At 71.3% G+C, this 25,777-nt stretch carries 28 protein-coding genes and 2 tRNA genes; 17 read left to right on the top strand and 13 right to left on the bottom strand.

All coding sequences use genetic code 11. The features are described 5' to 3' along the window. Positions 1-46 precede the first annotated feature (46 nt). Complete coding sequence (locus tag ACFQQI_RS19555) at positions 47-1,219, top strand: saccharopine dehydrogenase family protein (RefSeq protein WP_378567496.1); 1,173 nt, start codon at positions 47-49, stop codon at positions 1,217-1,219. Here ACFQQI_RS19555 and ACFQQI_RS19550 read toward each other — a convergent pair. Further along, entirely contained in the window at positions 1,216-2,520 is a 1,305-nt protein-coding gene (locus ACFQQI_RS19550) for an FAD-binding oxidoreductase (RefSeq protein ID WP_378567493.1), read from the bottom strand. The two genes, ACFQQI_RS19555 and ACFQQI_RS19550, sit on opposite strands and share 4 nt — an antisense overlap. Before the next feature lie 68 nt (positions 2,521-2,588). Then, complete coding sequence (locus ACFQQI_RS19545; protein ID WP_378567490.1) at positions 2,589-3,239, bottom strand: DJ-1/PfpI family protein; 651 nt, start codon at positions 3,237-3,239, stop codon at positions 2,589-2,591. Positions 3,240-3,384: 145 nt separating this feature from the next. Between ACFQQI_RS19545 and ACFQQI_RS19540 the strand changes: the two genes are divergently transcribed. The 3 genes from ACFQQI_RS19540 to lhgO all read left to right on the top strand — a co-directional run bounded on the left by ACFQQI_RS19540 (position 3,385) and on the right by lhgO (position 6,176). After that, positions 3,385-4,401 (top strand): GlxA family transcriptional regulator, encoded by a 1,017-nt coding sequence (locus ACFQQI_RS19540; RefSeq protein ID WP_378567487.1) that lies wholly within the window; start codon positions 3,385-3,387, stop codon positions 4,399-4,401. Positions 4,402-4,414: 13 nt separating this feature from the next. After that, positions 4,415-4,891, top strand: coding sequence for an aromatic ring-opening dioxygenase LigA (locus ACFQQI_RS19535; protein ID WP_378567484.1), 477 nt, complete (start codon positions 4,415-4,417; stop codon positions 4,889-4,891). Positions 4,892-4,964: 73 nt separating this feature from the next. Next, on the top strand, positions 4,965-6,176 hold the full coding sequence (gene lhgO / locus ACFQQI_RS19530; RefSeq protein ID WP_378567481.1) for an L-2-hydroxyglutarate oxidase: 1,212 nt from the start codon (positions 4,965-4,967) through the stop codon (positions 6,174-6,176). A 27-nt stretch (positions 6,177-6,203) separates the two neighbouring features. Here lhgO and ACFQQI_RS19525 read toward each other — a convergent pair. Next, positions 6,204-6,276: transfer RNA gene (locus ACFQQI_RS19525), tRNA-Arg, on the bottom strand. Positions 6,277-6,456: 180 nt separating this feature from the next. Here ACFQQI_RS19525 and ACFQQI_RS19520 point away from each other — a divergent pair. Together ACFQQI_RS19520 and ACFQQI_RS19515 are read left to right on the top strand one after the other, a co-directional pair. Beyond that, on the top strand, positions 6,457-7,722 hold the full coding sequence (locus ACFQQI_RS19520) for an LCP family protein (protein ID WP_378567478.1): 1,266 nt from the start codon (positions 6,457-6,459) through the stop codon (positions 7,720-7,722). Between the two features lie 24 nt (positions 7,723-7,746). Continuing rightward, on the top strand, positions 7,747-7,923 hold the full coding sequence (locus tag ACFQQI_RS19515; protein ID WP_378567475.1) for a hypothetical protein: 177 nt from the start codon (positions 7,747-7,749) through the stop codon (positions 7,921-7,923). Between the two features lie 43 nt (positions 7,924-7,966). On the opposite strand, the gene ACFQQI_RS19510 is transcribed toward ACFQQI_RS19515, so the two are convergent. From ACFQQI_RS19510 to ACFQQI_RS19495, 4 genes are all read right to left on the bottom strand, one after another. Further along, on the bottom strand, positions 7,967-8,344 hold the full coding sequence (locus tag ACFQQI_RS19510) for an MscL family protein (protein ID WP_378567472.1): 378 nt from the start codon (positions 8,342-8,344) through the stop codon (positions 7,967-7,969). Positions 8,345-8,354: 10 nt separating this feature from the next. Next, positions 8,355-8,984 (bottom strand): SAF domain-containing protein, encoded by a 630-nt coding sequence (locus ACFQQI_RS19505; protein WP_378567469.1) that lies wholly within the window; start codon positions 8,982-8,984, stop codon positions 8,355-8,357. 63 nt (positions 8,985-9,047) lie between these two features. Continuing rightward, positions 9,048-9,353, bottom strand: coding sequence for an FmdB family zinc ribbon protein (locus tag ACFQQI_RS19500; protein ID WP_378567467.1), 306 nt, complete (start codon positions 9,351-9,353; stop codon positions 9,048-9,050). A 62-nt stretch (positions 9,354-9,415) separates the two neighbouring features. After that, entirely contained in the window at positions 9,416-10,003 is a 588-nt protein-coding gene (locus ACFQQI_RS19495) for a 5-formyltetrahydrofolate cyclo-ligase (RefSeq protein WP_378567464.1), read from the bottom strand. Between the two features lie 23 nt (positions 10,004-10,026). Here ACFQQI_RS19495 and ACFQQI_RS19490 point away from each other — a divergent pair, with 23 nt between their 5' ends. The 8 genes from ACFQQI_RS19490 (at position 10,027) to ACFQQI_RS19455 (ending at position 15,871) form a co-directional block, all read left to right on the top strand. Continuing rightward, complete coding sequence (locus tag ACFQQI_RS19490; protein WP_378567461.1) at positions 10,027-11,415, top strand: UTP--glucose-1-phosphate uridylyltransferase; 1,389 nt, start codon at positions 10,027-10,029, stop codon at positions 11,413-11,415. Then, a complete protein-coding gene (gene glp / locus ACFQQI_RS19485) occupies positions 11,408-12,652 on the top strand; it encodes a gephyrin-like molybdotransferase Glp (protein WP_378567458.1) in 1,245 nt (414 codons plus the stop codon). Before ACFQQI_RS19490 ends, glp begins: the two co-directional genes overlap by 8 nt. After that, positions 12,652-13,131, top strand: coding sequence for a cyclic pyranopterin monophosphate synthase MoaC (gene moaC / locus ACFQQI_RS19480; protein ID WP_378567456.1), 480 nt, complete (start codon positions 12,652-12,654; stop codon positions 13,129-13,131). Before glp ends, moaC begins: the two co-directional genes overlap by 1 nt. Beyond that, the gene (locus ACFQQI_RS19475) at positions 13,128-13,607 is read left to right on the top strand and encodes a molybdenum cofactor biosynthesis protein B (protein ID WP_378567453.1); all 480 of its coding nucleotides are present in this window, start codon (positions 13,128-13,130) and stop codon (positions 13,605-13,607) included. Before moaC ends, ACFQQI_RS19475 begins: the two co-directional genes overlap by 4 nt. After that, positions 13,604-14,206 (top strand): GNAT family N-acetyltransferase, encoded by a 603-nt coding sequence (locus tag ACFQQI_RS19470; protein ID WP_378567450.1) that lies wholly within the window; start codon positions 13,604-13,606, stop codon positions 14,204-14,206. The genes ACFQQI_RS19475 and ACFQQI_RS19470 overlap by 4 nt, the downstream gene beginning before the upstream one ends. A gap of 61 nt (positions 14,207-14,267) precedes the next feature. Further along, positions 14,268-15,215, top strand: a complete 948-nt coding sequence (locus ACFQQI_RS19465; RefSeq protein ID WP_378567447.1) for a hypothetical protein — start codon at positions 14,268-14,270, stop codon at positions 15,213-15,215. Between the two features lie 18 nt (positions 15,216-15,233). Next, on the top strand, positions 15,234-15,704 hold the full coding sequence (locus ACFQQI_RS19460) for an SRPBCC family protein (protein ID WP_378567444.1): 471 nt from the start codon (positions 15,234-15,236) through the stop codon (positions 15,702-15,704). A gap of 91 nt (positions 15,705-15,795) precedes the next feature. Beyond that, positions 15,796-15,871: transfer RNA gene (locus ACFQQI_RS19455), tRNA-Ala, on the top strand. A 163-nt stretch (positions 15,872-16,034) separates the two neighbouring features. Here ACFQQI_RS19455 and ACFQQI_RS19450 read toward each other — a convergent pair. Continuing rightward, positions 16,035-16,952 carry an alpha/beta fold hydrolase gene (locus ACFQQI_RS19450; protein WP_378567441.1) on the bottom strand — a complete coding sequence of 306 codons (918 nt, stop codon included), beginning with the start codon at positions 16,950-16,952 and terminating at the stop codon, positions 16,035-16,037. A 419-nt stretch (positions 16,953-17,371) separates the two neighbouring features. Between ACFQQI_RS19450 and ACFQQI_RS19445 the strand changes: the two genes are divergently transcribed. Further along, on the top strand, positions 17,372-18,814 hold the full coding sequence (locus ACFQQI_RS19445; protein ID WP_378567438.1) for a hypothetical protein: 1,443 nt from the start codon (positions 17,372-17,374) through the stop codon (positions 18,812-18,814). An 820-nt stretch (positions 18,815-19,634) separates the two neighbouring features. Here the strand turns inward: ACFQQI_RS19445 and ACFQQI_RS19440 are convergent. Next, positions 19,635-19,805 carry a hypothetical protein gene (locus tag ACFQQI_RS19440; RefSeq protein ID WP_378567435.1) on the bottom strand — a complete coding sequence of 57 codons (171 nt, stop codon included), beginning with the start codon at positions 19,803-19,805 and terminating at the stop codon, positions 19,635-19,637. A gap of 206 nt (positions 19,806-20,011) precedes the next feature. Further along, the gene (locus tag ACFQQI_RS19435) at positions 20,012-20,251 is read right to left on the bottom strand and encodes an ANTAR domain-containing protein (RefSeq protein ID WP_378567432.1); all 240 of its coding nucleotides are present in this window, start codon (positions 20,249-20,251) and stop codon (positions 20,012-20,014) included. A 313-nt stretch (positions 20,252-20,564) separates the two neighbouring features. Between ACFQQI_RS19435 and ACFQQI_RS19430 the strand changes: the two genes are divergently transcribed. Together ACFQQI_RS19430 and ACFQQI_RS19425 are read left to right on the top strand one after the other, a co-directional pair. Further along, a complete protein-coding gene (locus ACFQQI_RS19430; protein WP_378567429.1) occupies positions 20,565-21,299 on the top strand; it encodes a LuxR C-terminal-related transcriptional regulator in 735 nt (244 codons plus the stop codon). A 969-nt stretch (positions 21,300-22,268) separates the two neighbouring features. Continuing rightward, positions 22,269-22,637 (top strand): STAS domain-containing protein, encoded by a 369-nt coding sequence (locus ACFQQI_RS19425; RefSeq protein WP_378567426.1) that lies wholly within the window; start codon positions 22,269-22,271, stop codon positions 22,635-22,637. Positions 22,638-22,951: 314 nt separating this feature from the next. On the opposite strand, the gene ACFQQI_RS19420 is transcribed toward ACFQQI_RS19425, so the two are convergent. The 3 genes from ACFQQI_RS19420 to ACFQQI_RS19410 all read right to left on the bottom strand — a co-directional run. Beyond that, positions 22,952-23,170 carry a hypothetical protein gene (locus ACFQQI_RS19420; protein ID WP_378567423.1) on the bottom strand — a complete coding sequence of 73 codons (219 nt, stop codon included), beginning with the start codon at positions 23,168-23,170 and terminating at the stop codon, positions 22,952-22,954. Between the two features lie 99 nt (positions 23,171-23,269). Beyond that, a complete protein-coding gene (locus ACFQQI_RS19415) occupies positions 23,270-23,920 on the bottom strand; it encodes a CBS domain-containing protein (RefSeq protein ID WP_378567420.1) in 651 nt (216 codons plus the stop codon). 1,246 nt (positions 23,921-25,166) lie between these two features. Further along, a partial coding sequence (locus tag ACFQQI_RS19410; RefSeq protein WP_378567417.1) for an alpha/beta fold hydrolase occupies positions 25,167-25,777 on the bottom strand: 611 nt, incomplete at its 5' end.

Raw genomic sequence — 25,777 nt, 5'->3', positions numbered from 1 at the left:
GTACGTCGATCCGCCGACCCGCCGCGCGCCTGACAGAGTGAAGGGCATGGCTGCATCCCGGGAGCTCGACCTGGTCCTCTTCGGCGCGACCGGCTTCACCGGTGGCCTCACCGCCGACTACCTCGCCCGCCACGCGCCGCACGGGCTGCGTTGGGCGCTCGCCGGCCGCAACCCGCAGAAGCTCGAGGCGGTGCGCGCCCGGCTGGCGGAGGTCGACGCCGCCCTCGCCGACCTGCCGTTGCTGCACGCCGACGTCGAGGACCCCGCCTCGCTGGCCGACGTCGCGCGGCGGGCGCGGGTCGTGATCACCACCGTCGGCCCCTACGTGGCGTACGGCGAGCCGCTGGTCGCCGCCTGCGCGGAGGCCGGGACCGACTACGTCGACCTCACCGGCGAGCCGGAGTTCGTGGACCGGATGTACCTGCGCCACCACGAGACCGCGGTGCGCACCGGCGCCCGGATCGTGCACGCCTGCGGCTTCGACTCGGTGCCGCACGACCTCGGGGTCCTGTACGCCGTGCAGCAGCTGCGCGCGTCCGGCCCGGTCACCGCCCGGGGCGTCGTGCGCGCGGGCGCCACGTTCTCCGGCGGCACCTTCCACTCGGCGATGACCGCGTTCTCCCGGGCGCGGCAGCTCAAGTCGGTCACCGGCGAGCGCCGGCGCGTCGAGCCGCGCCCGGAGGGCCGCAAGTCGCGGACCGTCGCGGGCAAGCCGCACCGCGACCCGGTGCTCGGCTACTGGCTGCTGCCCCTGCCCACCATCGACCCGGTCGTCGTCGCGCGCAGCGGCGCCGCGCTCCCGGCGTACGGCACCGACTTCCGCTACTCCCACTACGCCGGCACCAAGACGCTGCGGTATGCCGCGGGCGGGGCGGCCGCGGTCGGCGCGATGGTGCTCGCCGCCCAGGTGCCGCCGCTGCGCAGGCTCGCGCTCGACCGGATCAAGCCGGGCGACGGGCCCGACGAGAGCCGCCGCGCGCGGTCGTGGTTCACGGTCGACGTCGTCGCGGAGGGCGACGGGCGCACGGTGCACACCCGCGTCTCCGGTGGCGACCCCGGCTACGACGAGACCGCGAAGATGCTCGCCGAGTCGGCGCTCTCCCTCGCCCTCGACGAGAACCCGCCCACCGCCGGCCAGGTCACGACCGCCCAGGCGATGGGCGACGCGCTGCTCGCCCGGCTCCAGGCAGCCGGGATCCGGTTCGAGGTCGTCGACTAGGTCACGGCTCGGATGCCGCTCGGCGCGATGTTCTGGTTGTGGTGGAAGACGTTGTCCGGGTCGACGGCGTCCTTGAGCGCCGTGAGGCGCGCCAGCTTCGCCGGCGGGTACGCGCGACGGACGCCGCGCGGGTCGTCGTCGCCGAGCGCGTTGACGTAGGCGCCGCTCGCCCAGGGCTCCAGCGCGGCCGCGCTGCGCCGGGTGGCGGCGATCCGGAGGTCGTCCTCGGCGGGATCGGTCCACCGGGCGGCGCCGACGTACTCGAAGGCGGCGTCGCGCTGGCTGAACGCCGTCTCGTCGTCCGGCACGTCGGCGATGGCGCCGCCGTACGCTTGCATGCTGGCGGCCGCGCCCGGGTCGTGGGCCAGCAGTGCCGTGATCGCGTCGTCGGTCAGCTCGCGGAAGTACTGGCCCTTCCAGTAGCGGCGTTGCGTGTGCCCCTGGAAGTCGTCCTCGCGCCGCTGGAGGTCGAGGTAGCTCAGGTCGAACGTCCGCCGCGCGACGGGCCGCCCGACCGAGGAGAGACCCCGTGCCTCGTCCCGACCCTCATCGGGGTCGCCGACCCACACGAGTCCCAGCGTCGCCGTCCCGCCGGCGACGGTCGCGGTGTACGTCGCCCGCCGCGATGCCGTCGCGCTCAGGTCGCGCCAGCGCCGGGCGGCCGCCTCTGCCTCTCCGACCGGGAAGTCGAGCTCGACCGCCAGCGCCTGGGTCCCGGTCGAGTGGAGCCGGAGCTCGAACTCGGTCACCACGCCGAAGTTGCCGCCGCCGCCGCGCAGTCCCCAGAAGAGCTCGGGGTTCTCCTCGGCCGAGGCGCGGACGACGTCTCCCGCGGCGGTGACGACCTCGCACGAGACCAGGTTGTCGCAGGCGAGCCCATGGCGCCGGGCGAGCCATCCCATGCCGCCACCGAGCGTCAGGCCACCGACGCCGGTGTGCGAGACGTTGCCGGCGGTGGTAGCGAGCCCGTGCGGCTGGCTGGCGGCGTCCAGGGCGCCGAGCAGCGCACCGCCCTGCACCCGCGCGCGACGGCGCTCCGGGTCCACCCGTACGGCGCCCATCGGGGTCAGGTCGAGCATCAGCCCGCCCTCGGGCACCGCGTGTCCGACCACGCTGTGGCCGCCGCACCGCACCCCGATCTCGAGCCCCTCGGCCCGGGCGAGGGCGATCCCGCCGACGACGTCGGAGGACTGCCGGCACCGGACGATCAGCGCCGGCCGCCGGTCGACCATCGCGTTCCACACACGGCGGAGCGCGTCGTACTCGTCGTCTCCCGGTCGGATGATGTCGAGATCCTGCACGGCTCTGCTCCTCGCGCTCCGCGGTGGCCGTTGCCTCCGCACCCTGTGACTGCCGCGGGGTGCCGAACTCATCGGACGGCCGCGGCGAGCGCGGCGGCGTCCCACGCGGCGGCCAGCTCCTGGACGTCGGCGCTGGCGCGCGCCGGCGAGCCGGCGTCGTACGGCGGCTGCGGGTCGTACTCGGTCCACAGCTGGACTGCCTCGGCGGTGCGTCGGTCACTGAGCAGCTCGACGAGCCGCAGGCCCATGTCGATACCGCTGGAGACGCCGGCCGAGGTGATGATGCGCGACTCCGGCAGCTCGACGACCCGGTCGCCGGTCGCGGTCGCGCCGAAGAGGGGCAGCTTGTCCAGGTGCAGGTAGTGCGTGGTCGCCCGGAGCCCGTCGAGCAGGCCGGCGGCGCCCAGGATCAGCGACCCCGAGCAGACCGAGGTGGTCCACCGGGTGTGCTCGTGGACGGTGGCCAGCCAGCCGGGCAGGGCGCTCGACAGGGCTCGGGCCGTGCCCGGCCCGCCGGGCACCACGACGACGTCGGGGCGGTCCACCTCGTCGAGGCCGACCGCCTCGAGGGTGAGGGTGCCGCAGTCGTCGACGACGACGCCCGGTGCCTCCGCGGCCAGGGTGACGGTGACCCCGGGCGCGAAGGCCAGCATCTGGTAGGGCCCGACGACGTCGAGCGCGGTGAACCCGTCGTACAGCGCGATGGCCACGGTGGTCATGAGGGACTCCCGGGGTGGTGGGATCCCCACGGTCCCGGCCGTCCGGGACCGGCGCGACGTTCGTCGGGGCACGTGTCCGAAACATTGGTGTACCCGTCTGACGGACATGTTCCGGAGCGCGGCAGCGGCGTCGTAGCGTGGCCGCGTGGAAGGAGCGCGCCGCATCCTGGTCGTCGGCTACCCGGCGGCCGAGCTGCTCGACATCGCATGTGTCGTGTCGGCGCTGCAGCTGGCCAACTACCGGCACGGGAGCGCGCTCTACCGACCGCTGCTGGCCTCGCCGGGCGGGCTGCCCATCCACACGGCGACCGGCCTCGTGCTGAACGCGGAGGCCGCGCTCGAGCGGGTCCGCGGGCCCGTCGACACGCTGGTCGTGGCGGGCGGCATCGGCTACGTCGACGCGATGGACGACGACCGGCTGGTCGCCCACGTCCGGCGGCTCGGACGGCACGCGCGCCGCGTGGCGTCGGTGTGCACGGGTGCCGGGGTCCTCGCGGCCGCCGGCCTGCTGACCGGCCGCCGGGCCGCGACGCACTGGGACCACGCGGCATACCTCCGGGAGCGCTTCCCGGAGGTCGAGTTCGACAGCGACCCCATCTTCATCACCGACGGCGGCCTGTGCACGTCCGCGGGCGTGACCGCTGCCCTGGACCTGACCCTGGCGTTCATCGAGGCCGACGCCGGACCCGGCCTGGCGCGCGACGTCGCACGCCAGCTCGTCACCTACCTCCAGCGGCCCGGCAACCAGGCCCAGATGAGCATGTTCACGGCTCCGCCGGCGGCGGGTGACGCGCTGGTCTCGGACGCCCTCGACCACATCGCATCGCACCTCGACGGCGACCTCTCGACGACTGCGCTCGCGGCCCGGGCAACGGTCAGCGAGCGGCACCTGGCCCGGCTGTTCCTCAAGGAGGTGGGCGTGACTCCCGGCAGGTTCGTCCGCCGCGCGCGCACCGAGGCCGCCGCGCACCTGCTGACCGGGACGGACCTGACCGTACGGGCGATCGCGGGCCGGTGCGGGTTCGGGACCGTCGAGTCCCTGCGGCAGGCGTTCGTCGGGACCTACGGCGTCTCGCCCTCGCACTACCGGGCGACCCAGTCGAGCTCGGGCTTCCTCGGGCGGTCGCCCGATTCGGGGGAAGTGGTCGGCGTGCGGTCGTGATTCGCTGGCCGACATGACGGAGGCTGAGGAGACCTCGAGCACCCCGACGAGCCCCCCGGCGCGGGTGAAGAGGAAGAACGGTGGGGTGCGGGTGATCGGCGTCATCATCGCCGTCATCGGGCTGCTGTTCCTGGTGGCCGGCGTCGGCACGTATGCCGTCGTGTCCATGACGCTGGCGGACGAGAACATCACGGTCTCCGACGACGCGAACTGGTTCGCGGGCGAGGACGTCACGGGCCCGTTCACGGCGTTCTCGCAGGCCGACATCATCGCCGAGCACGCCGAGGGCATCGCGGACGGCCAGACGTACGCCGAGATGGACCAGGACGACCCGAACAGGGAGGCCGTGATGGACGCCTCGTTCCTCCGGGCCAGCCTGTTCACCTCGGTGGTCGCCTTCGGCGTGGCCGCCTTCGTCGCGGTGATGGGTGTCGTGCTGATGCTGCTCGGCTGGGCGCTGATCCGGCTGGGCAGGCCCGTCGCCGCCTGACGGTCCGTACCGAACTCGGGGGATCGCGGTCCACCCCGGCCGCGGCGTGGGCGGGGTGCGCGAGGATCGGGACATGGCCGAGGAGACAGTCGGGATCGTCGGGGGCGGCATCGTGGGCCTGGCTGTGGGTCGCGAGCTCACCCGCCGGCGGCCGGGCCTGCGCGTCGTCGTGCTCGAGAAGGAGGACCGGCTGGCGGCGCACCAGACCGGCCACAACTCCGGCGTGGTGCACGCGGGCATCTACTACCGGCCCGGCAGCCTCAAGGCCGAGCTGTGCACCCGCGGCCGCAAGCTGATCCAGGACTACTGCGCCGAGCACGGGCTGCCCTACGACGAGTGCGGCAAGCTCGTCGTCGCCGTCGACCGGGACGAGATGGGCCGCTTCGACCGGCTCGAGCAGACCGCGCGCGAGAACGACGTCCCGGGGCTGCGCCGCGTCGACGGCACCGGAATCACCGAGGTGGAGCCGCACGCCGCGGGCGTCGCGGCGCTGCACTCGCCGCACACCGCGATCACCGACTACGTCGCCATCGCGGAGAAGATCGCCGAGGAGATCGAGCTCGCCGGCGGCCGGATCCACCTGTCGACCGAGGTCACGGGTGTCGAACGTCGCCCCGGTGCCATCGATGTCGTCTGCGACGCCCGAGGAGGTGAGGTGCGCCATCGCGTCGACCGCCTCGTCGTGTGCGGCGGCCTGGAGTCCGACCGGCTCGGCGCCCTCGTCGGCGGGCCGAGGACGCCGCGGATCGTGCCGTTCCGGGGCGAGTACATGGCCGTCCTGCCGGCGAAGCAGGACCTCGTGCGCGGCATGATCTACCCGGTCCCCGACCCGCGCTACCCGTTCCTCGGCGTGCACTTCACCCGACGGGTCGGCGGCGGCCTCGAGGTCGGCCCCAACGCCTTCCTCGCGCTGAGCCGACGCGCCTACGGCCGCACGTCCTTCGCGGCCCGTGACCTCGGCAACACCCTGGCCTGGCCGGGCTTCTGGCGGTTCGCGGGCGAGCACTGGCGCACCGGCGTCACCGAGCTGCGCGGGGTGCTGTCGGTGCGGGCGTACATGAAGGACGCCCAGCGCTACGTCCCCGAGATCGGCGCGGCCGACGTACGTCGCGCCGGCCTCGGACTACGCGCCCAGGCCCTCGAGCGCGACGGCTCCCTCGTCGACGACTTCGTGATCCACCAGGCGGACGGGATCACCAGCGTGCGCAACGCTCCGTCGCCGGCAGCGACCTCGAGCCTCGCCATCGCCGAGCACGTGGTCGACCGGATGGAGCGGGACGTCTGAATCAGGTGGACCATCAGGTGGACCGGGTGCCCCAGGCCAGAGTCGAACTGGCGACCTTTCGCTTAGGAGGCGGCTGCTCTATCCACTGAGCTACTGGGGCTTTGCGCGGGCATCGTAGTAGGACCGGACGACCGGCCGTGCATCGGACCACCCCGGTTGGGCACAGTGAGGGTGCGGCATTTTGGCTGCCGAGGGCGGTCACAGCGACAATTAAGGTTCGCCCTCTAGGCTCGCCGCGGCCGCCGAGCGGCTCCCCCGAGTCCCCGACCGAAGGTTGACGATGTCCGACGCCGAGCTCGACGGTACTCCGTCCGAGTCCGGATCAGCGACTCCCGAGACGAGCGAGCGGGCGACCGACGGTCCGAAGCGGCGCGGCACGACCAAGCGGCGGCACACGATCGGGCAGGTGCTGCTCTCGACGATGATCGTGATCGCCCTGGCGACCGGTCTCGGCGTGGTCTTCCTCTACCGCCACCTCAACGGCAACCTCGAGGTGCTCGACCCGACCGCGCAGCTGTCGGACCGTCCGGAGAAGGTCGAGGTCGAGGGCCCGCGAGAGCCGCTGAACGTGCTCGTCATGGGGTCCGACACCCGCGAGGGCGAGGGCAACAACATCGACGGCCTCACCGGCGGCGGCGAGCGCTCGGACACGACGATCCTCTTCCACCTCTCGGCCGACCGGGAGCGCGCCTACGGCGTGAGCATCCCGCGCGACCTGCTCATCAACCGTCCGGAGTGCAAGACCGAGGACGGCGAGGAGATCGCGGGCGCCGACGGGGTGATGTGGAACGAGGCGTTCAACCTCGGCGGCCCCGCGTGCACCATCCAGCAGTTCGAGCAGATCACCGGTATCCGCCTCGATCACTTCGTGAAGGTCGACTTCGAGGGCTTCCGGGGCATGGTCGACGCCATCGGCGGCGTCGAGATGTGCATCCCCGAGGACATCGTCGACCCGGGCCACGGCATCCACATCGACGCCGGCACCCGCAAGCTCAAGGGCACCGAGGCCCTCAACTACGTGCGCGAGCGGTACGTCGTGGGCGACGGCTCCGACATCGGCCGGATGAAGCGGCAGCAGGCGTTCATCGCCTCGATGGCCCACCAGGTCGTGACCGCCGGCACCCTGGCCCGCCCCGACCGGCTGGTGCGCTTCCTCGACTCGGCGACCAAGTCGCTGACCGTCGACCCGGGCCTGGAGAACGTCATCAAGATCGCCGAGCTGGGCCAGCAGTTCCAGGGCATCGGTCTCAACAACATCCAGTTCATCACCATCCCGGTGATCCCGGCCCCGAGCGACCCGAACCGCCTCGCGTGGAAGCAGCCCGACGCCAACCAGGTGTGGGACAAGCTCCGCAAGGACGACGAGCTCACCAAGCGCCTCGCCGAGGGCGTGATCAGCGCCGGCAGCGTGCCGGGGTCCGAGTCGCCGTCTGCCTCCGAGTCGCCCTCCGAGAGCTCGTCGGAGAGCCCCTCCGGCAGCCCGTCCTCGTCCGGCGACGACGAGGCCAGCCGGCAGGCACTCGAGAACGCCGGCCTGTGCGTCTGAGCACGGACGTGTGAGGCTGGACGCGTGACCGAGAAGGACAGGGACGACGCCGAGTGGCAGCGCCGCCGCCGGCGTGCCGAGGTCTTCGGTGACGTGCTTCCCGTGACCACGAGCGACGAGCGCGACCCGGCCGCGCCGGACCGGGAGTCGAGCTCGGACCGGTGGCTGCGGGAGCAGGTGCCCCCGCACCATGGTTCCTGAGGAGGTCGCGCAGCGACCGTCTCGAAGGGCGGCCAGTAGGGGCTCAGAGTCCGCTGGTCGGGCGGCCCTGCTGGGTGCGGAGCAGGTCGCGGATCTCCTCGAGCAGCTTGACGTCCTCGGGCGTCCCCGGCTCCTCGTCCGGGAAGAACCGCTCCTGCGCCTTCGTGTAGGGCAGCACGATCAGGAAGTACACGATCGTGGCGATGAGCAGGAAGCTGATGACCGCCGTCACCCACGCGCCGAACGGGAGGCCGCCGGGCTGCCAGCCGGTGAAGTCCGGCTGCCCTCCGATCTTGCCGATCAGGCCCATGATCAGGTTGACGGTCGCGGTCACGATGGCAGTGAACGCGAGCGCCATGATCAGGGCGACGGCCAGCTCGACGAGGTTGCCGCGCAGGATGAAGTTCTTGAATCCGGTCATGTCCGGGACGTTAGTGCGCGAAGGCGATCGTGAGGAAGGTCCGGACCGATGCGTCCGCGATGCCCGCCACGTCGCCCGGCTCGGCGCCGACCACCACCAGCCGCCCGGTCAGCCCGGTCGCGCCGACCTCGGCGGGCGTGTCGGGGAGCGCGAGCACCGGCACCGCGTCGGCGACCACCTCGGCGGAGCCGCCCTGCGGGTCGGCGGAGACCAGGTCGACCCGGTCGCCCACCCGGAGCAGCCCCGCCATCCCGGCATCGGGCAGCCGCACCGGCACCGCCACCAGGCCGGGGTAGCCGTCGGTGAGGGCCGGTCCGACCAGGCGCACGTCGGTCACCGGCTCGCCCGCCCGCAGCGGGGCGGCCAGGGTGCGGCCGGCGGGGGAGTCCGCGACGCCGTCGGGGACCGACCCCGGCGCGAACTCCGCTCGGCGTACGTCGTCGCGCGCGAGGACCGTGCCGGCCGGCAGGTCGCGCGCGGCCACGAGCACCGCCACCCGGGTGGGTGGCTCGGCCGCGGTGGCGTGCAGCCCCGCGGCGACCGCGACGCCGGTCAGCACGGCGGCGAGCAGGCGGCGGCGCGCCAGCAGCGTGCGGCGGAGGGTGCGGCGTACGGCGGCCAGGCGGTCACGGGCGGACATGCCGCGACGCTAGGAGACCGGGACGGGGTCGTGCTCCGGCTCTCCACAGGCCCCGGGCCGGGGTCAGTCGGAGGAGGACGCGGAAGCGGTCGCGGCCGGCTTCGACTCGGACTTCTTCTCGGACTTCGTCTCGCTCTTGGTCTCGCTCTTGCCGTCCGACTTCGAGGACGACGACTCGCTCGACGACGAGCCAGAGCGGCTGTCGGTGCGGTAGAAGCCCGAGCCCTTGAAGACGACGCCGACGGCGTTGAAGAGCTTGCGCAGCCGGCCCCGGCACTCCGGGCACTCGGTGAGCGCGTCGTCGGAGAAGCTCTGGAACTGCTCGAAGGCGTGGCCGCACTCGGTGCAGGCGTACTGGTAGGTCGGCACGTTTCTCCTTCGCTGGCACTCGGCCGTGACGAGTGCCAATGGTACCCGAGACCTCCGGGATCTCAGCCCCGGAGCCGCACCACACCGGACGGGCTCGCGGCGTGGGTCACCGGACGGTCGTGCGGCTCGACCGGGACCTCGACCCCGACCTCGTCGTCGTAGAGCAGCACGCAGGTGCAGGTGCCGACGGGCACCCGCCCCAGCGCCCGGTCGTAGGAGCCGCCGCCGCGGCCGAGCCGGTACCCCCGCGCGTCGACCGCCAGGCCGGGGACCAGCACCACGTCGGCCGTCGCCACCGCGTCGACGCCGAGCGGCTCGCCGGCCGGCTGCAGGATGCCGAAGCGGGCCGGGACGAGGTCCGCAGGCCCCCGGTAGACCGCCCAGTCGAGGTCGTCGTCCGGCAGCAGCACCGGCAGGATCACCCGCTTGCCGGCCGCCCTGAGGTGGTCGAGGAGGGGTCCCGTGCCGGGCTCGTCGCTCGTCGAGACGTACGCCGCGAGCGTCGCGGCGCGGCGTACCTCCGGGAGGGCCATCAGCTGCTCGGCGATCGAGCGAGCCGCGGCGTGCGTCTCCAGCATCGGGCGCCGCCGCCGGGTGGTCAGCAGCCGGTCGCGGACGGCGACTTTTGCGGGTGATTGCCTGCGCGTCACGCGGGAAGCCTACGATCGTGAACATGGGTTCTGCTGGCCTGCAGAAGGCGCGCGACAAGATGGCCGCCGCGGGCGTCGACGAGATCGCGATCGAGACCTTCGCGCACTACTACCGACTGCTCGAGCACGGCGAGACCGGGATGATCCCCGAGGCGTCGATCGACCCGGTCGAGATGCCGTCGCTCGACTCGGTGCAGGTCACCGAGGAGGACGGCGCGGCGGCGGTCCGGGCGACCGCGGTCATCAAGCTCAACGGCGGCCTCGGCACCTCGATGGGCATGGACCGCGCGAAGTCGCTGCTCTGCGTGCGCCGCGGGCTGTCCTTCCTCGACATCATCGCGCGCCAGATCCTGCACCTGCGGCGTGAGCACGACGCCACGCTGCCGCTGATCTTCATGAACAGCTTCCGCACGTCCGGCGACACGATGGCGGCGCTGGCGCGCTACGCCGAGCTGCCGCTCGACGGCCTGCCGCTCGAGTTCCTCCAGAACAAGGAGCCCAAGCTCCTCGCCAAGGACCTCAGTCCGGCCAGCTGGCCCCGGGATCCCGACCTCGAGTGGTGCCCGCCCGGCCACGGCGACCTCTACACCGCGCTCCGCGGCACCGGCCTGCTCGACCAGCTGATCGAGGCCGGCTACCGCTACGTCTTCGTCTCCAACTCCGACAACCTCGGCGCCGTGCCCGACCCGCGGGTCGCGGGCTGGTTCGCGACCAGCGGCGCGCCGTTCGCGATCGAGGCGGTCCGCCGTACGCCGTCGGACCGCAAGGGCGGCCACTTCGCCCGTCGCAGGTCCGACGGCCGCATCGTGCTGCGCGAGACCGCCCAGACGCCGAAGGCGGACCAGGAGGCGCTCGCCGACCTCGACCGGCACCGCTTCTGCTCCACCAACAACCTGTGGTTCGACCTGGTCGCGATGCAGAACGAGCTCGACCGGCGCGACGGGATCCTCGGCCTGCCGCTGATCCGCAACGTCAAGACGCTCGACCCCGGCGACAAGTCCACGCCCGAGGTCATCCAGATCGAGACGGCGATGGGCGCGGCCATCGAGATCTTCGCGGACTCGGCGCTGATCGAGGTCGGCCGTGACCGCTTCGTCCCGGTGAAGACCACCAACGACCTGCTGGTGCTGCGCTCCGACGTCTACGACCTCGGCCGCGACTTCGTGCTCGACCAGGTGGCCGCGGACATCCCGTTCGTCGACCTCGACGCGAGCCACTACAAGCTGGTCGGCGAGTTCGACAAGCGCTTCCCCGAGGGAGCGCCGTCCATGAAGAAGGCGCAGTCGCTGCGGATCAACGGCGACTGGACCTTCGGCCATGGCGTGCAGGTCGTCGGCGACGTCGCGCTCGAGGCGAGGTCCGCGCAGCGCATCCCGGCCGACACGGTCCTGTCGACTGGCTCGGATGTCTGAGCGCCCCGCCTCGGACCTGCTGAGCGTCGACGAGCACCGGGAGCGCATCCTCGAGACGATCGAGCCGCTGCCGGCCTTCCCTCAGCCCATCCTCGAGGCGCTCGGCCTGCCGGTGGCGGAGGACGTCGTCGCCGAGGTCGCGCTGCCGTCCTTCGACAACTCCGCGATGGACGGCTACGCCGTACGCCGCGAGGACGTCGTCACGGCGTCCCCCGAGTCTCCGGTGCACCTCCCGGTGGTCGGCGAGATCGGCGCCGGCCAAGGCGGACTGCTGGCGCTGCCGCCGGGCACGGCGGCCAAGATCATGACCGGCGCCCCGGTGCCGGCCGGCGCCGACAGCGTCGTCCCCTACGAGTGGACCGACCGGGGCGTCGCGCAGGTGCGCATCGAGCAGGGGCCCGCACTCGGGCAGCACGTCCGCCCGGCCGGCGAGGACGTCGCCGTCGGCGACGTGGTCGTCTCCGAGGGCACCGTGCTCGGTCCGCGCCACCTCGGCCTGCTGGCCTCGGTCGGCCGCGCCACGGTCAGCTCCCGGCCGCGGCCGCGCGTCGTCATCGTGTCCACCGGGTCCGAGCTGCGCGACCCGGGCACGTCGCTGTCCCGCGACTCCATATACGACGGCAACTCCTACCTGCTGGCCGCGGCCGCCCGCCGAGCCGGCGCGATCGCCTACCGGGTCGGGATCGTGCCCGACGAGCCGGGCGCCTTCCTCGACGCCCTGCACGACCAGCTCGTGCGGGCCGACATCGTCGTCACCAGCGGTGGCGTCTCGCAGGGCGACTACGACGTGGTGAAGGCGGCGCTGCTGCCGCTCGGGACCGTGTGGTTCGGCGGGATCAGGATGCAGCCCGGCAAGCCGCAGGGCTTCGGGCACGTCGGCGACGACCGCACGCCGATCTTCACGCTGCCGGGCAACCCGGTCTCGTCGTACGTCTCCTTCGACCAGTTCGTGCTGCCGGCGATCCGCAAGCTGATGGGCCGGGCGCCGTACGCGCGGCCGGCGGTGACGGCCCGCCTCACCCACGGGATCACCTCCCCCGACGGACGCCGGCAGATGGTGCGGGCGGAGTACGACGTCGACAAGGGCGGGGCCTACGTCACGCCGGTCGGCGGACATGGTTCCCACCTGATCGGCGATCTGGCATCGTCCAACGCGCTGGTCGTGGTGCCCGAGGACGTCACCTCGGTCGAGGCCGGCGCCCAGGTGCAGGTCCTGAGGCTCGACGAGGAGTACTGATGACGGAGGGCGGTCGACTCACGCACGTCGACGACACGGGCGCGGCCCGGATGGTCGACGTCTCCGGCAAGGACGTCACCGCCCGCACGGCCTCGGCCTCGGGACGCGTGCTGGTCTCGCCCGAGGTGGTCGCGCTGCTGCGCGGCGAGGGCGTGCCCAAGGGCGACGCGCTCGCGGTCGCCCGGATCGCCGGGATCATGGGCGCCAAGCAGACGCCGTCGCTGGTGCCGCTGTGCCACCCGCTCTCGATCTCGGGCGTGACCGTCGACCTCGCGGTCGCCGACGATGCCGTCGAGATCGTCGCGACCGTGCGCACCAACGACCGCACCGGCGTCGAGATGGAGGCACTGACGGCGGTCTCGGTCGCCGCGCTGACCGTCGTCGACATGGTCAAGGCCGTCGACAAGGGCGCGGTCATCACGGACGTGCGCGTCGAGACGAAGTCCGGTGGCAAGTCCGGCGACTGGTCCCGCGCATGACGGGTCTGCGCGCCGAGGTCGTCGTGGCCTCCAACCGCGCCGCGGCCGGCGTCTACGAGGACACGACCGGGCCGCTGATCGTGGACTTCCTGCAGGAACTGGGGTTCGTGGTCGACGCCCCGATCGTCGTACCCGACGGGGCGCCGGTCGGGGCCGCGATCGCCGAGGCCGCCGACGGCGGGGCGCGGGTCGTGCTGACCACCGGCGGCACCGGGCTGACGCCGACCGACCGCACGCCGGAGGTCACCCGGGAGGTGCTGGACTTCGAGGTGCCGGGCATCGCCGAGGCGATCCGCGCGTACGGCGTCGCGAACGGCGTCCCGGCGGCCGTGCTCTCCCGCGGGCTCGCGGGTGTCGTCGGCCAGTGCCTGGTGGTGAACCTCCCCGGCTCGCGCGGCGGCGTGAAGGACGGGCTCGCGGTGCTCCGCCCGGTCATCGTGCACGCGGTCGAGCAGGTCGTGGGGAGCGACCATTGACGACCGGCTGGCCGGTCCGGCTGGAGTCACGTGACGTCACGGTCCGGCCGCTGGGCGCCGCGGACGCGCGCGCCTGGCGCGACGCCCGGCGCCGCAACGCCGCCTGGCTGACCCCGTGGGACGCGACGGTGCCGCCCGGCGCGGACACCCGGCCGTCCACGTTCCGCAGCCTGGTGCGCCGGCTGCACCGGCAGGCCCGCGCCGGCACGACGTACCCCTTCGCGGTCGACGTCGACGGCCGGTTCGCCGGCCAGGTCACTGTCAACAACATCGTGCGCGGGTCCGCGCAGTTCGCGTCGGTCGGCTACTGGCTCGACCAGCAGTACGCCGGGCGCGGGGTGATGCCCCGCGCCGTGGCGCTGGTCGTCGACCACTGCTTCACCACGGCCGGGCTGCACCGGATCGAGATCGCGATCCGGCCCGAGAACTCCAACTCGTTGCGGGTCGTCGAGAAGCTCGGCATCCGCGAGATCGGCTTCGCGCCGCGGTACCTGCACATCGACGGCGCATGGCGCGACCACCGCCTCTACGCGGTGACGGTGGAGGAGTGCCGGGAGGGGATGCTGGCCCGGCTCGACTCCCACGAGTCACACGAGTGAATTTGCGACACACCTGTAGACATCCGCGACGTCATGAGGTAGCCCTCATAACCTCTGATTCGTGGGAATCGACGCGAGTGCACTCATCTTCGTAGCCCTCGCCGTGGCGTGGGCGGCGTACCTGCTGCCTCTGGCGCTCCGCCATCACGAGGAGGATGCCCGGAGTCGCACCGTCGACCGCTTCTCCCACACGATGCGCGTGCTCGCCCGCCGCGAGCCCGTCGACAAGCGCACCGCCCGGCTGGTGACGCCCGCCGGTCGGTCCGTCGATGCCGACTCCGACGACGAAGCGGAGCCGGTCGACCGCAAGGCCGCCCGGGCCGAGCATCGGGCCGAGAAGCGTGCCGCGAAGGCCGAGGCCCGCGCCGCCCGCGAGGCCGAGGTCGCGCGCGTCACCGCGTCGCTCACCCCCGCCCAGGTCCGCGCCCGCCGCGCTTCCGCCAGCCGCGCGACGAAGCGGCGCCGCAACGTCCTCGGCCTGCTGCTCCTCGTCAACCTGGTGGTCGTCGGCCTGGCGGCGTTCTCGGTCGTCGCCTGGCCGTACGTCGCCATCCCCGCCGGCCTGCTCGTCGCCTGGCTGGTGCTGTGCCGGGTGATGGTCAAGGGCGAGCAGCGATCGCTGCCGGCCCGCGCCGTCGACCGGATGCCCGCCGAGGCGGCAGAGTCCGAGCCGACCCAGACCGCTCCCGAGGCGGAGGCCGCCGACGCCGACGAGGACGCCGAGTCCGAGGAGTCCGCCGAGGTCGACCCGATGGAGGACACGTCGGCCGGCATCGCCGCGATCGTCGACCCGTCCATGTGGGACCCGGTCCCGGTCACGCTCCCGACGTACGTGACGAAGCCGGCGGCCACGCGCCGTACCGTGCGCACCATCGACCTCGACTCCACCGGGGTCTGGACGTCCGGCCGCACCGACGCCGACGCCCAGCTCGCCCGCGAGGCCGACGAGGCCGAGAAGGCCGCCCGCGCGCGTCGTGACGGCGACGACCACCGCGCCGTCGGCTCGTAGGCCCTACTGTGTGGGGGCATGGACGCCCTCGAGCTCACGCGCTCCCGCACCTATCCCGTCGGTGTGGCTCGCGCCTTCGACACGACCCTGTCCCTCCCGCTGGAGCAGGTCTTCACGCGCCGGTACGCCGCGCTGCCGCCCATCCGCGAGATCCGTGACCAGGACGGCGAGTGGGGGAGCGTCGGCCAGACCCGCACCATCGTGCTCGCCGACCGCAGCACGATGCGCGAGACCCTCACCTCGCTCGATCGGCCGGACTCGTTCGGCTACCGCATCGACGACATGCACGGCCCCCTGCGCCCCCTGGCCTCGTCGATCGAGGGCCGGTGGGGCTTCGAGAAGGCCGGCACCGGCGTCCGCATCACCTGGGCCTGGAGGGTGCACCCGTCGTCGTCCGCCACCGCGCTGCTGATGCCCGCCTTCGGCCGGATGTGGCAGGGCTACGCCCGCCAGGCGCTCGACGATCTCGAGGGCCTGCTGCTCGACTGACGGCAGGCGTTTCGCGCGGTGGCCAGCCGATTCGGTGGTCCCCGATCGCGGGTGCTAACGTTTCCCACCGCGTCCTCGGACGCGACAACCTGGGGCTGTGGCGCAGTTGGTAGCGCGTCTCGTTCGCAATGAGAAGGTCAGGGGTTCGAATCCCCTCAGCTCCACCAAAACCGCAGGTCAGCGGCGGACTCTGGAACCTCGTCTGAGGGGACAGAGTGACAACTCGGCACAAACTCGGCACTTCGCCAGTCGCTGCCACCGCGGCTGGCAGCGACTCGAAGCGCCCGGCTGCTCCCGTGGTCCGCGGATCCTCTGGAGCTGACATTCGCCCTACGACGGTGCACTCCCGGACGGGGGTAGCTCCCCGGTCCGCAGCCAGTGGAAGGTGCTCGCGATCTCGGTCTCGATGTCCTGCGGCAGGTGCCCGCCACTCTCGTCCTCGATGACCAAAGCCGTCCGAAGGTGGCGGGCCAGCCATCGACCGTGCCCTGGCGGGCAGGAGACGTCTTGCAGCCCGTAGGTGAGCAGCACGGGCACGGTGATGGCTCTCAGGTCGAAGCCCCACGGCCGGTGGAAGGCCAGCGTGTCGTCGACGGAGCCTCCGACCCCGTGCGCGGCCTGCTCTGCCACGATGCGGGTGAACGCAGCAATGACCTCGGGCCGGGCGAGCACCTCTCGGTCGCCGACGCTCATCCCGTCTCCGAGCATCGAGGCGGGATCTGAGACGAGCCGTTGCTCCATCTGCGTCTGCGCGGATCGGAGCTCGGCCTCGAGCACGGCTTCGCCGGCGTCGGCCCACGTGAGCTCCAAGGCGATCTCGTCGGACATTCCGGCGAGCCACTCGTCGCGCCGCATGCCCTCTTCACCGATGGGCGCGAGGCCGGACTGACAGGCGACCCGGTCGACCCGATCTCGCAGGAGGGCGGCGCACGCGAGCGCGTGCGGGCCGCCGCCGGAGCCGCCGACGACGGAGAACCGGTCCAGGCCGAGTGCATCGGCCACAGCGCGCACATCCGCGGCCTCGTCGGCCACGGAGCGTCCCCGGCGACGTGAGGACTGCCCATAACCGGCGCGGTCGGTCGTGATGTACCGGACCCCGGTCCGTGCGTACACCGCGTCATCGGGGAAACGGTTCAGGCGGCAACCCGGTGTGCCATGCAGCCCGAGAACCGGGTAACCGGTCGGGTCTCCGCCGTCGAGGTAGGAGATCCGACGGTCATCGGGCAGCCTGACCGCGAGGGGGCTCATGCAGCCCATGGTGCCCCTCCACGCTCACGGCCCGTAGCGAACGGCGTACCCTCCCGCGGACGAGGGAACCGCGCCGACACCATGACGGCACGCGCGTCCGCCGACCTCGGTGACCTTCAGACGAACGCCCGATATTCACGCATCGGCTCTCGCGTCGCGCCGATCTTTCGTGGGCCGCAGGCGTAGCGCGAGGGAGCGCCGGCCAAGGGTTGTGCGCGAAGGCGCCGCGCTCGATCAGGCGGCTCCGTGGAGCCGGTGCTAGTGGACTGCCTTTCGGTGGACGCCGCGGCGGGTCGGACGTTCCTCGGTATTCCCGGTGAGCGCGGGGCGCGGCCGTTGCCGTGGAGACCCAGTGGGGCTATTGCGGGCCGATCTGGCAAGCAGGATGCTGAGTTTTGGGAGTAGCTCTCGGGGCGTCGATGGGCGGAGCCGTGATGGGGTTACCTCTGGTTGGTCCTCGGGTGGTCGGCTGGTGTTCCGCGCTGATCGTGCTCTGTGGCGCGTCGTCGTGCTCGCAGGCTGAACTGGTGTCGCCGGCTGCTGTCGATGAACCGGCCTCGAACCCGCTGCTTGCCTCGGCAGCAGGTAAGGAGAGGTCCGCATCAGCGGCCACATCTTCGGTCGTCCATTCCTCGGTCGGCGGGCCGCTCCTGGTCGGCGAGCCGGAGCTGGTGAGCACCCACTCCCGCGATCTTGAAACCAGAGGCGACCCCTGGTTCCCGTCGCAGATCGTCGTGGGATGGGGTGGGCAGGTCACTGCGGTGTGGTTCAGATGGGCGCCCGGCAACCAGGACGCGAGGGGGCGCCTGATGGCATCGCAACGTCACTCAGACGGCACCTGGTCGCGACCCAAGCCCGTGTCTGGGGAGTTCTCGATGAATCGGTCGACCTTCGATGTCGCCGCGGGAACACCTGGGCACGTCTCGGTGGTCTGGACGAAAGGGCGTCGTGACACTCAGCGGATCTACGAGGCACACCTAGTGCGCGGGACCTGGACGTCGCCGACCAGGATCGGTCGCGGCTACGCACCCAAGGTGGCCGTCGATGGGCAGGGGCAGACGTCGGTGCTGTGGTTCCGGGTAGGTGAGGGGATGTTCCTGGCTGCCCGAGGACCGGAGTCGCCATGGGTGGTCCGGCGCCTGCCCGGCCGCAGCTACGGATACATGGACATCGTTGCCGACCGAGCCGGCAACGAGGTGGCCCTCTGGGCGCAAGGCAGTGACGGTCGGCACCCGGCGTCCTCCTACCGGTCCGCATCCTCAAGGGTCTGGTCTGACGCGCAAACGGTCCCAGGGCAGCCGTTCTTCGACGTCCCGGGACTCGCTCTGTTCGGCGCGGGGCAAGCGCTGGCTGCCTGGACAGTGGGACAAGGCAATCACACGAAGGTCCTCTGGACGCGTCGCGACACCGCGTCGGGGCGCTGGTCGCCGACCCGTCGCGTTCCCGGCGAGGTGGGTTCCATCGACGAGGTGGGCACCCTGCTCTTGGCGGTCGACCCTGTCCGGTCGCAGGGAATCGCCCTGTGGGTCGCCGAAGGCACCGAATGGGGTGAGTACACGAGTCGCTGGGCCGCCGCCACGGGCTTTGCCCACGCCAAGCCCGTCGTGGGTCTTGGCGTCGCCGCGATGTCGATGAACCCGGACGGGACAGTCCTGGCCGTCGGACGGAGATACACCAAGGGTGTCCCCTCCCTCGTCTACAGGTGGCAGAAGCCTGGGGAGCGGTGGAGTCGGGTGCAGGAGCTCGGCGCCCGTGGCGCTGACCTCATGCTGGGTTCGGTGGCGTCTCGCGACGGACGAACGGCCACTCTCTACGGTGACAACAAGGGTGTGCACGTCATCGTCATCGACGGCCGGAGCTGATCAACTGCAGCGAAGCGATCAACCTCGTCCATCGGACGCGCGCCGAGGCACGCGTGGCTCCGCGAGCACTTCGACGAGCTGATCTGGTCCACCCCAGACCGCCCTCCTCGTCTTCTGGGACGGTGACCCACGCTGCCGTCCAGGCGCTGCCATCCGCAATGCTGCGACCCGAGCCTTGCTGCAGAACTCGAAGCGACCCCAGTCGGAAACTCGCGGTCCACTGCATTGCACTCACGTCGCCGGAGAGCCCGTCGGGAGAGGGAGGCGCGTGCCTGTCGATCGAACGGTGGCCGACTACCTCCGTGGGAGACCATCCCCTGCCTCGCGGACACGCAGCATCCGCGAGGCAGGGGATGCCTCATGCGCTGGACCGCCCACCCGGTCACGGGGGTTTCCCGGGCGGACGGCCATCGCGAGGCTACTTGCCCTTTCAAGTACCTGGGGAAACCAACTCACCGCCCAGACGGGCGATTTCCCCAACACAGACGAGCAACCAACTTCGTCGGCGCCAGAGCTCGGGTGCTGAGACTAGGCGCCCAGCTGGCCCGCCGACGTTCGCGCGGCGGCCGGGTCACTCACCACCCTCGGGAGACCGTCACTCGCATGGCGTGGGCGGCCCGGAAGGGCGGACCTACCTGTTGGTAGTCGGTCGAGGGCCCTTCGACGCGTACTAGGTGGAGATGGCGTCACCGGTGACGACGGACACCAGAAGGTCTCGAGGAAGGGCCCGTCACCGTCGCGGCGATGCAGCAGCGCGTACCGCCCGGCCTTCACCAGCCGCCGTTCACGCGGCTCAGGATCCCGAGACATGCGCGCGAGACTATGCCGCCGGCCTCAACGGGTCACCGAGCTCGTCGCCGTCCCCAGGCACGGGCTGTGCCGCGCGGGGTTGGTTCTGCGGGTCGATCGCGGCAAGCAGGAACAGCAGCCCCGCGATCCCGCCAAGCGTTCCGAACAGGATGAGCAAGATCGAGCCCAAGTCATTCGTCATCGCAAATCCCCTTACGCCCCGCCGGTCCCCGCCCGTCGGTCAGGTACCCACGGCACGGCGCCGCACGCCAGCCGGCCATTCAAGAAGAGCCAGTCCGTCCCGAAAGGGACACGCTGCACTCGTCCGGGTCGTACCAGCGCAGTGGCGGGGTGATGCCCACCCGGGCCGGGCCGAAAACCGCTGGGCGTGAACTGGCAGTTGCGCGGTTACCGCGGGAGGCGGCCGGTCTCGACGAGGTAGCGGGCGATCTCTCGGACCGGAAGGTTCGACTGGCTCGAGATCCGTTGCAGTGCCGCGAAGGCGGCGTCGGCATCCACCTCGTACCGCTCCATGAGGATGCCCTGGGCGCGGGCGATCGTCGCGCGGGTCTCGAGGGCTGCCTCGAGCTCGTGAATGCGCTTCTCGAGGGCGGGAACATCCTCTGTCGTCAGCGGTTCGTGGGTCACCCCATGACGGTGGCACCGTCTTCGGACGTGGCGGTACCCCTGTAGGGATGGTGTCGACAGATGTTCGACGCAGGTTCGCGGCGCCGTCGGCGATGGCCCGGTTGGGGCCCGGTGGGGCCGCCCACCCCATGCGAGTTGCTGGTGCACCCGGTGCTGGTGGACGGCCGTCTCCGCCGCGTTCGCGACGGGCGAGCGGCCCGGACTGCGCGAGATCGACGGGCCGTCAGCACTCTACGGTTACCGCGGCGCTCATTGACACACCCTGACCCGTTCAGGTCGGGTCTGTGGCCGGTTGCCTCGGGCGCTGCCGAGCGTGCGAGCGGTCGAAAAACTCGAGGTTTCAGAGCGCCTGATTTCGCGTAACACTCGGAGCATGAGCGCGGCCAGAGCCAGAGTGGCTGTGACGAGTCCCCAACCCGTGGTCATCGAGGGTTTCACGGCCATGCTCGCCCGCCACGAGGACCGCATCGAGGTAGTCGAGTGGCCGAAGGCGCTCGAAGAGGAGGAGCCGGACGTCGTTCTCTACGACGTCCTGTTCCTCGCCGAGGGCGAGGGGACGGACCTCGACGTGCTGGTGAAGAAGACCGCGTGCGTCGTGTTCGCCGTGGGACGGGACCTGCGCCCCGACCTGCTGAGCGTGGCGCTCAGTCGCGGCGCGGACGGGTTCTTCGACCTCGGCGTGAGCGACACCGAGCTGCTCACCGCTGTCGAGTCCGCGATGACCGGCTGGCAGGTCGGCGACCCCGGCCCGGACCCACTCGTCGGGTCCGCGACCTCGTCAGAGCGCGCCGAACACGGTGGCGATTCCGCCGGACTGAGCCCGCGCGAGCGCCGCGTCCTCGCCCTCATCGCCCAAGGCCTGAGCAACGAAGACATCGCCGCCCGCGACTTCTTGAGTGTCAACAGCGTGAAGTCCTACATCCGTGCCGCGTACCGCAAGATCGGAGTGGCCAGCCGGACCCAGGCGCTCGTCTGGGCCGTGCACCACGGCTACACCACCGACGAGGACGCATCGACGTTCCGCCATCCCGACGACGACCAATCTTGAGCCCGACAACGGCCAGCCGTCAGGTCCGGCAGCGGCCAGTCGTGAGCCCTGACGACGCCGCCGGCCGCCGCGAGCATCGGCTCCGTCGGGAACGATCACCGTTGAGCCCAGTTGAGCCCAGAAGGGCCGCCCGCTCGGGCACGGGGATCCCGAACGGACGGCGAGGGAACGCCCTTGCTCAGGCTGCCTTCCCCGACCGGCGTCCCATGGTTCGGCGCCCGTTCGGCGCCCCGTAACGGTTGCTGCGACCATCACCAGGATCGCGGCGAAGACGATGGAGACGACGAACGCGAGCCAGTCGATGCCCTCGGTGCCGCCGAGCCAGCCGTAGCCGATGAGAACCCCCGCGATGCCGCAGACCACGGTGAGCCAGATCGGAATGTTGTCCCGGTCGCCTGGTGCAACGAACTTCCCCAGCAGACCGATGACGATGCCCATCACGATCACGAATACCCAGCCCATGATTTCCCCTCCCGATCTAGCCCTTGAAGGCGTCCTTCGCCTTCTCGCCCGCTTGCTTCAGGTCGGCCTTGGTCTGCTCGCGCTGACCCCGGCCGGTCTTGGTCGGATTGTGTTGGTGGCCTTGCCCGTGGCCTCCTTGGTCTTTCCTTTCGCCTTCTCGGCCGCGTGGCGCGCCTTGTCTGCAGCGCCCATCGCCGAATCCCTCCCTGGTCCTGCGATACGGCGGAAACCGCCGGCAGATCAGTACCCAGAAAGTGAAGAGGACACCCCGTCAGCGCCCCGACTGCCCGCTGGCCGTCCCGACTTCTCCCGGGCCCGCAGCAAGAACTCGCCGAAGAGGCGAGCACACGGCCAGAGGTGTCTACTTTCGGGCGGTGCGGCGAGACCGTACTGGCGCGTAGCGTCCCAGGCAGCCGAGAGTTCCTCGCGTCCCGCCATCCACGGCGTCTCCGTTCCCGGTTGACCGACTACCGCAGTCCCGGGGTCGCTATGAACACCTTCTCGGCCATGTCGTTGCATCCACCCCGCGCGCACCTCGTCGTCACCGGCGAGCTGGACGCCTACGCGTCCATCGACCTGCGCCGCCGCCTCGACGACGCCGTCGCTTCTGGATGTACCCGCTTCACCGTCGACGCGTCCGCGGTGACGTTCGTCGACGCCGGTGGCATCGGCACCCTGATCCGCCTCATCAACGCCGTCCAACCCCGCGGCGGCTCCGTTGAAGTATGCGCGGCCAGCCCAGACTTCCGATGGGTCACCGCGATACTCGGCCTCGAGATGGTGTTCGGGCTCGACCAGCTCCCCGACAAGCACGCAACCAGCCGCACCAACGTGCACCGGCGGAGCTCCCTCGACCCCAGCGCCGCAGCGAACTGAGCCCGCGGTCCGGAGCTCGTTGGCACGGACCTCATCGACAGAGAGCGACGTGTCAGTAGCGGGCGCCAGTCAGGCCGGCGCCCGCCGGAGCTCGAAGACGTGGATCGACTTGAGACCGACCGGCAGTCCGGGCACCGGATGTTCTCGACCCGTTGGAACGAGGCTCCACTCGGCGTGAGCGGCGGACCAGTGGAACACCACGTCGTGGTGGTAGAGCGCGCCGTCCACCAGCCACGACGGGCGCTCGTCCTCGTCCTGGGCGGTGACGACCAGGACGAGGTCCGTGACGGGACGAGGGGCGTCCGTTGCTGTGCTCAGGAGTGGCTCGCCTTCCCGCCCTTGCGGCCAGCCTTCTTCTTCTGCGCGGTGGTGCCGCCCTGGGAGCTGTCGCCGCCCTTGCCGGACTGCTGCCCGCCGTGCTTGGAGGAGTCCTTGGCGTTCGCGATCTTCGCCGCGCGCTCCTTCGACATGCCCTTGTCCTTGAGGGCTTCGTACTGCTTCTCGTTCTTCACGTTCGCTGACTTGCTCGGCATTGCTGCCTCCTTTGAGCGTGTGCTGATGCCTGAGCCGTACCCGTTTCGAGTACGGCATCTCCAGCTGCCTTCAGGCGCGCCGTTGGCCCGTCCTGCCGGTTAGTTGTTCGCCGGCGCGGTGGAGATGGCCTCGACGAGCTTCCCGATCTGGTCATCGGAGAGGTTCTTCGCGACGTCGGCCTGGGTGAGGATGCCGATCAGGTCGTGTCCGTCGATGACCGGCAGGCGGCGCACGCCGTGATCGATCATCGTCTGCAGGGCCTCCTCCACGGAGTCGTCGGCGCCGATGGTGACGGTCTCGCCGCCGCTGAACGCCTGCACGGTGGTGGTCTTCGGGTCGCCGTCGGCGGCGATGCAGTCGACGACGATGTCGCGGTCGGTGATGACACCGTGGAGGCGGTTGTCGTCGCCGCAGATCGGCAGCGCGCCGACGTCGAGATCCTTCATCTTCCTCGCCGCGTCGGAAAGGGTGTCGCTGGTCCGGGCGCACTCGGCGCCGCCGGACATGATGTCGCGTGCGGTGGTCATGGTCCTGCCCTCCCTCGGGTCGGCCGATCCGGCCGCGGAGCCCCCTGGTGCGCCCGGATCCGCCGACAGCTCTTGCTGGTCAGGTACCGGCGTCCACGACGTCGAAACCCCGCCTAAGGGGTGAAGAGCCCCCCAGCTGGCGATCGGCTCGCGTTGGCGGACGGGCTCGAAATCCCTGGTTCGGCCCGGTGTCGCTGCCACCATGAGGTCGTGCTGCAGCATCGGGCCCGGTCGGGGTGGGCGCCGGGCATTGTCGCCGCGACGATGCTGCTCACCGGGTGCGGGGGTGCACAGGACGCGGACGTCGCAGACGTCGCCGGGCGGTGCTACGCGGCCTGGACGCCGAGGACGGCCAGGCGGTGCTGCGCTCGACGGAGTGGCGTCCGCGGCGAAGAAAAAGAAGGGGCGGAAGCAGCGGCCCCCGATCGCGACCAGGACGATCATCGTCAACAACCCGTAGGGCTTCCCATGCCTGCGCGTCGGCCAAGTTGAGCCTGTTGGAGAGTTGAGGACGGAGGGCCGCGACGGCCAGCGCCCCCCAGCGCTGGCCGTCCGGCCGTCCTTCGCCCGAGTCCTACACGGACTGTGCCCCGGCCGGAAGCGGCCCGAACTCACCCATTCGGAGGATGTCGGTGCTCGTCCGAATACCCTCCGCTCGGGTGACGTCAGTACGCAGTACCCCTGGGAGATGATCGGAGCAGCCAGACGGCCAGCAATCCCCCGTAGCGCTGGCCGTCTGGCCTCTCCGCCGCCTGTTGAGGCCGCGAGGCCGTCGATGCACGATGGGGGGTGTCGCAGTCCGCACCCGAGCACGATGGTGGTCGGCCCGGCGCCGGCTTTCGGGCTGAGGGCGGAGAGCCGAGACGGCCAACACCACCCCCAGCACTGGCCGTCCGGGCCTCCCGATGAGTGCAAGGAACCCCGCCAGAGGCGGCCGACCTCACCCAATCGAATACTGTTGGTCGCCGTCGCGAATCCGCTCGGCGTCTACGAGCGGCCGAACAGCGGTGGGAGCTCCCTCACCACCTGGTGTCCGCACGGACCGTGGGTCGTGATCGCGGGGCCTGGGACCTCCAGCAGAGGATCCAACGGAGGGCCATCGCCCGACGGCCCTTTGCTTCCGTCTGCGTACTCCTCCCAGCGCTCGACCTGGGTCTCGATGGAGGTACAGATCTCGCCGCAGGACGGGCAGGTGACCGGAGTTCGCCGAGGATGCCGACTCGTCGAACCCATGCCCGATTCCCCCGCGGCGTCTCTCCGGGTGTGGTTCCCAGCCACCCACCCAATGCTCGCGTCCTTCCTGGTGACCGGTCTGAGGCACACCTGATGCGCCGGACCCGTACGTTTCTGCGGGTGAAACTCGCTGAGCCTGTTCTTCCTCGCCCTGTTCCTCGGCTGCCTGGTCGGGCAGGCGATCGTGGGGTGGAAGCAGTTCAACGCCCAACAGGGGAGTGGAACGGCGAGAGGATCACTGCGCGTCCGATGGGCGCGGAGGTGCCGTGGTCGAGGAGGCGAGCAGCTCGTCGATGAAGGACAGGACGATGGGACTCGCGGGATCGATGAGGTGACCGCCACCCACCAGTTCGCGCCGAGCGTGGGGAAGGCGTGCGGCGAGCTCGTCGTCGGCCGCCCGGAAGGGGCCTGGGGAGTCGTCGCCACTCAGCAGCAGGGTTGGCACGTCGAGCTTGGCCAGCTCCGGCGCGCTGGGCTGGGTCCACGCACCGTGGACCTCGGTCAGGATGGCGTCGCCGTTGTCGACGAACAGCGTGCGCATCTCGTCGGGCAGTTGCTCCCAAGTGCCCTCGCCGAACGCGGCCTCGATCAGCCGGGCGGCTGCCTCCGCCGGGGCGGTCCCCGGAGGTAGTCGACGTCTGAGCCGCTCCAGCCACTCCCTGCTCTCCGGAGAGAGCATCGGCATGCTCGGTTCCAGGAGCACCAGGCACCGCACGAGCGCCGGATACCGCAACGCGAGATCCACGGCCACCTCGCCGCCGTAGCTCCGGCCGATCACGACGGCCGGCGAGGCATCGAGGGCATCGACCAGCGCTGCCGCATCGTCGGCGTGGCTCCGCACCCCGA

Source organism: Nocardioides sp. GCM10030259 (genome assembly GCF_042666375.1).
Lineage (GTDB): Bacteria > Actinomycetota > Actinomycetes > Propionibacteriales > Nocardioidaceae > Nocardioides.
This window is presented reverse-complemented; position numbering and strand designations above follow the sequence as displayed.

Bases quoted from the DNA above. Each gene is read 5' to 3' on its own strand.
- ACFQQI_RS19555 (WP_378567496.1), top strand. From the start codon at position 47: ATGGCTGCATCCCGGGAGCTCGACCTGGTCCTCTTCGGCGCGACCGGC.
- ACFQQI_RS19545 (WP_378567490.1), bottom strand. From the start codon at position 3,239: ATGACCACCGTGGCCATCGCGCTGTACGACGGGTTCACCGCGCTCGAC.
- ACFQQI_RS19535 (WP_378567484.1), top strand. From the start codon at position 4,415: ATGACGGAGGCTGAGGAGACCTCGAGCACCCCGACGAGCCCCCCGGCG.
- lhgO (WP_378567481.1), top strand. From the start codon at position 4,965: ATGGCCGAGGAGACAGTCGGGATCGTCGGGGGCGGCATCGTGGGCCTG.
- ACFQQI_RS19520 (WP_378567478.1), top strand. From the start codon at position 6,457: ATGTCCGACGCCGAGCTCGACGGTACTCCGTCCGAGTCCGGATCAGCG.
- ACFQQI_RS19510 (WP_378567472.1), bottom strand. From the start codon at position 8,344: ATGACCGGATTCAAGAACTTCATCCTGCGCGGCAACCTCGTCGAGCTG.
- ACFQQI_RS19505 (WP_378567469.1), bottom strand. From the start codon at position 8,984: ATGTCCGCCCGTGACCGCCTGGCCGCCGTACGCCGCACCCTCCGCCGC.
- ACFQQI_RS19490 (WP_378567461.1), top strand. From the start codon at position 10,027: ATGGGTTCTGCTGGCCTGCAGAAGGCGCGCGACAAGATGGCCGCCGCG.
- glp (WP_378567458.1), top strand. From the start codon at position 11,408: ATGTCTGAGCGCCCCGCCTCGGACCTGCTGAGCGTCGACGAGCACCGG.
- moaC (WP_378567456.1), top strand. From the start codon at position 12,652: ATGACGGAGGGCGGTCGACTCACGCACGTCGACGACACGGGCGCGGCC.
- ACFQQI_RS19475 (WP_378567453.1), top strand. From the start codon at position 13,128: ATGACGGGTCTGCGCGCCGAGGTCGTCGTGGCCTCCAACCGCGCCGCG.
- ACFQQI_RS19460 (WP_378567444.1), top strand. From the start codon at position 15,234: ATGGACGCCCTCGAGCTCACGCGCTCCCGCACCTATCCCGTCGGTGTG.
- ACFQQI_RS19450 (WP_378567441.1), bottom strand. From the start codon at position 16,952: ATGAGCCCCCTCGCGGTCAGGCTGCCCGATGACCGTCGGATCTCCTAC.
- ACFQQI_RS19445 (WP_378567438.1), top strand. From the start codon at position 17,372: ATGGGCGGAGCCGTGATGGGGTTACCTCTGGTTGGTCCTCGGGTGGTC.
- ACFQQI_RS19440 (WP_378567435.1), bottom strand. From the start codon at position 19,805: ATGACGAATGACTTGGGCTCGATCTTGCTCATCCTGTTCGGAACGCTT.
- ACFQQI_RS19425 (WP_378567426.1), top strand. From the start codon at position 22,269: ATGTCGTTGCATCCACCCCGCGCGCACCTCGTCGTCACCGGCGAGCTG.
- ACFQQI_RS19420 (WP_378567423.1), bottom strand. From the start codon at position 23,170: ATGCCGAGCAAGTCAGCGAACGTGAAGAACGAGAAGCAGTACGAAGCC.
- ACFQQI_RS19415 (WP_378567420.1), bottom strand. From the start codon at position 23,920: ATGCTGCAGCACGACCTCATGGTGGCAGCGACACCGGGCCGAACCAGG.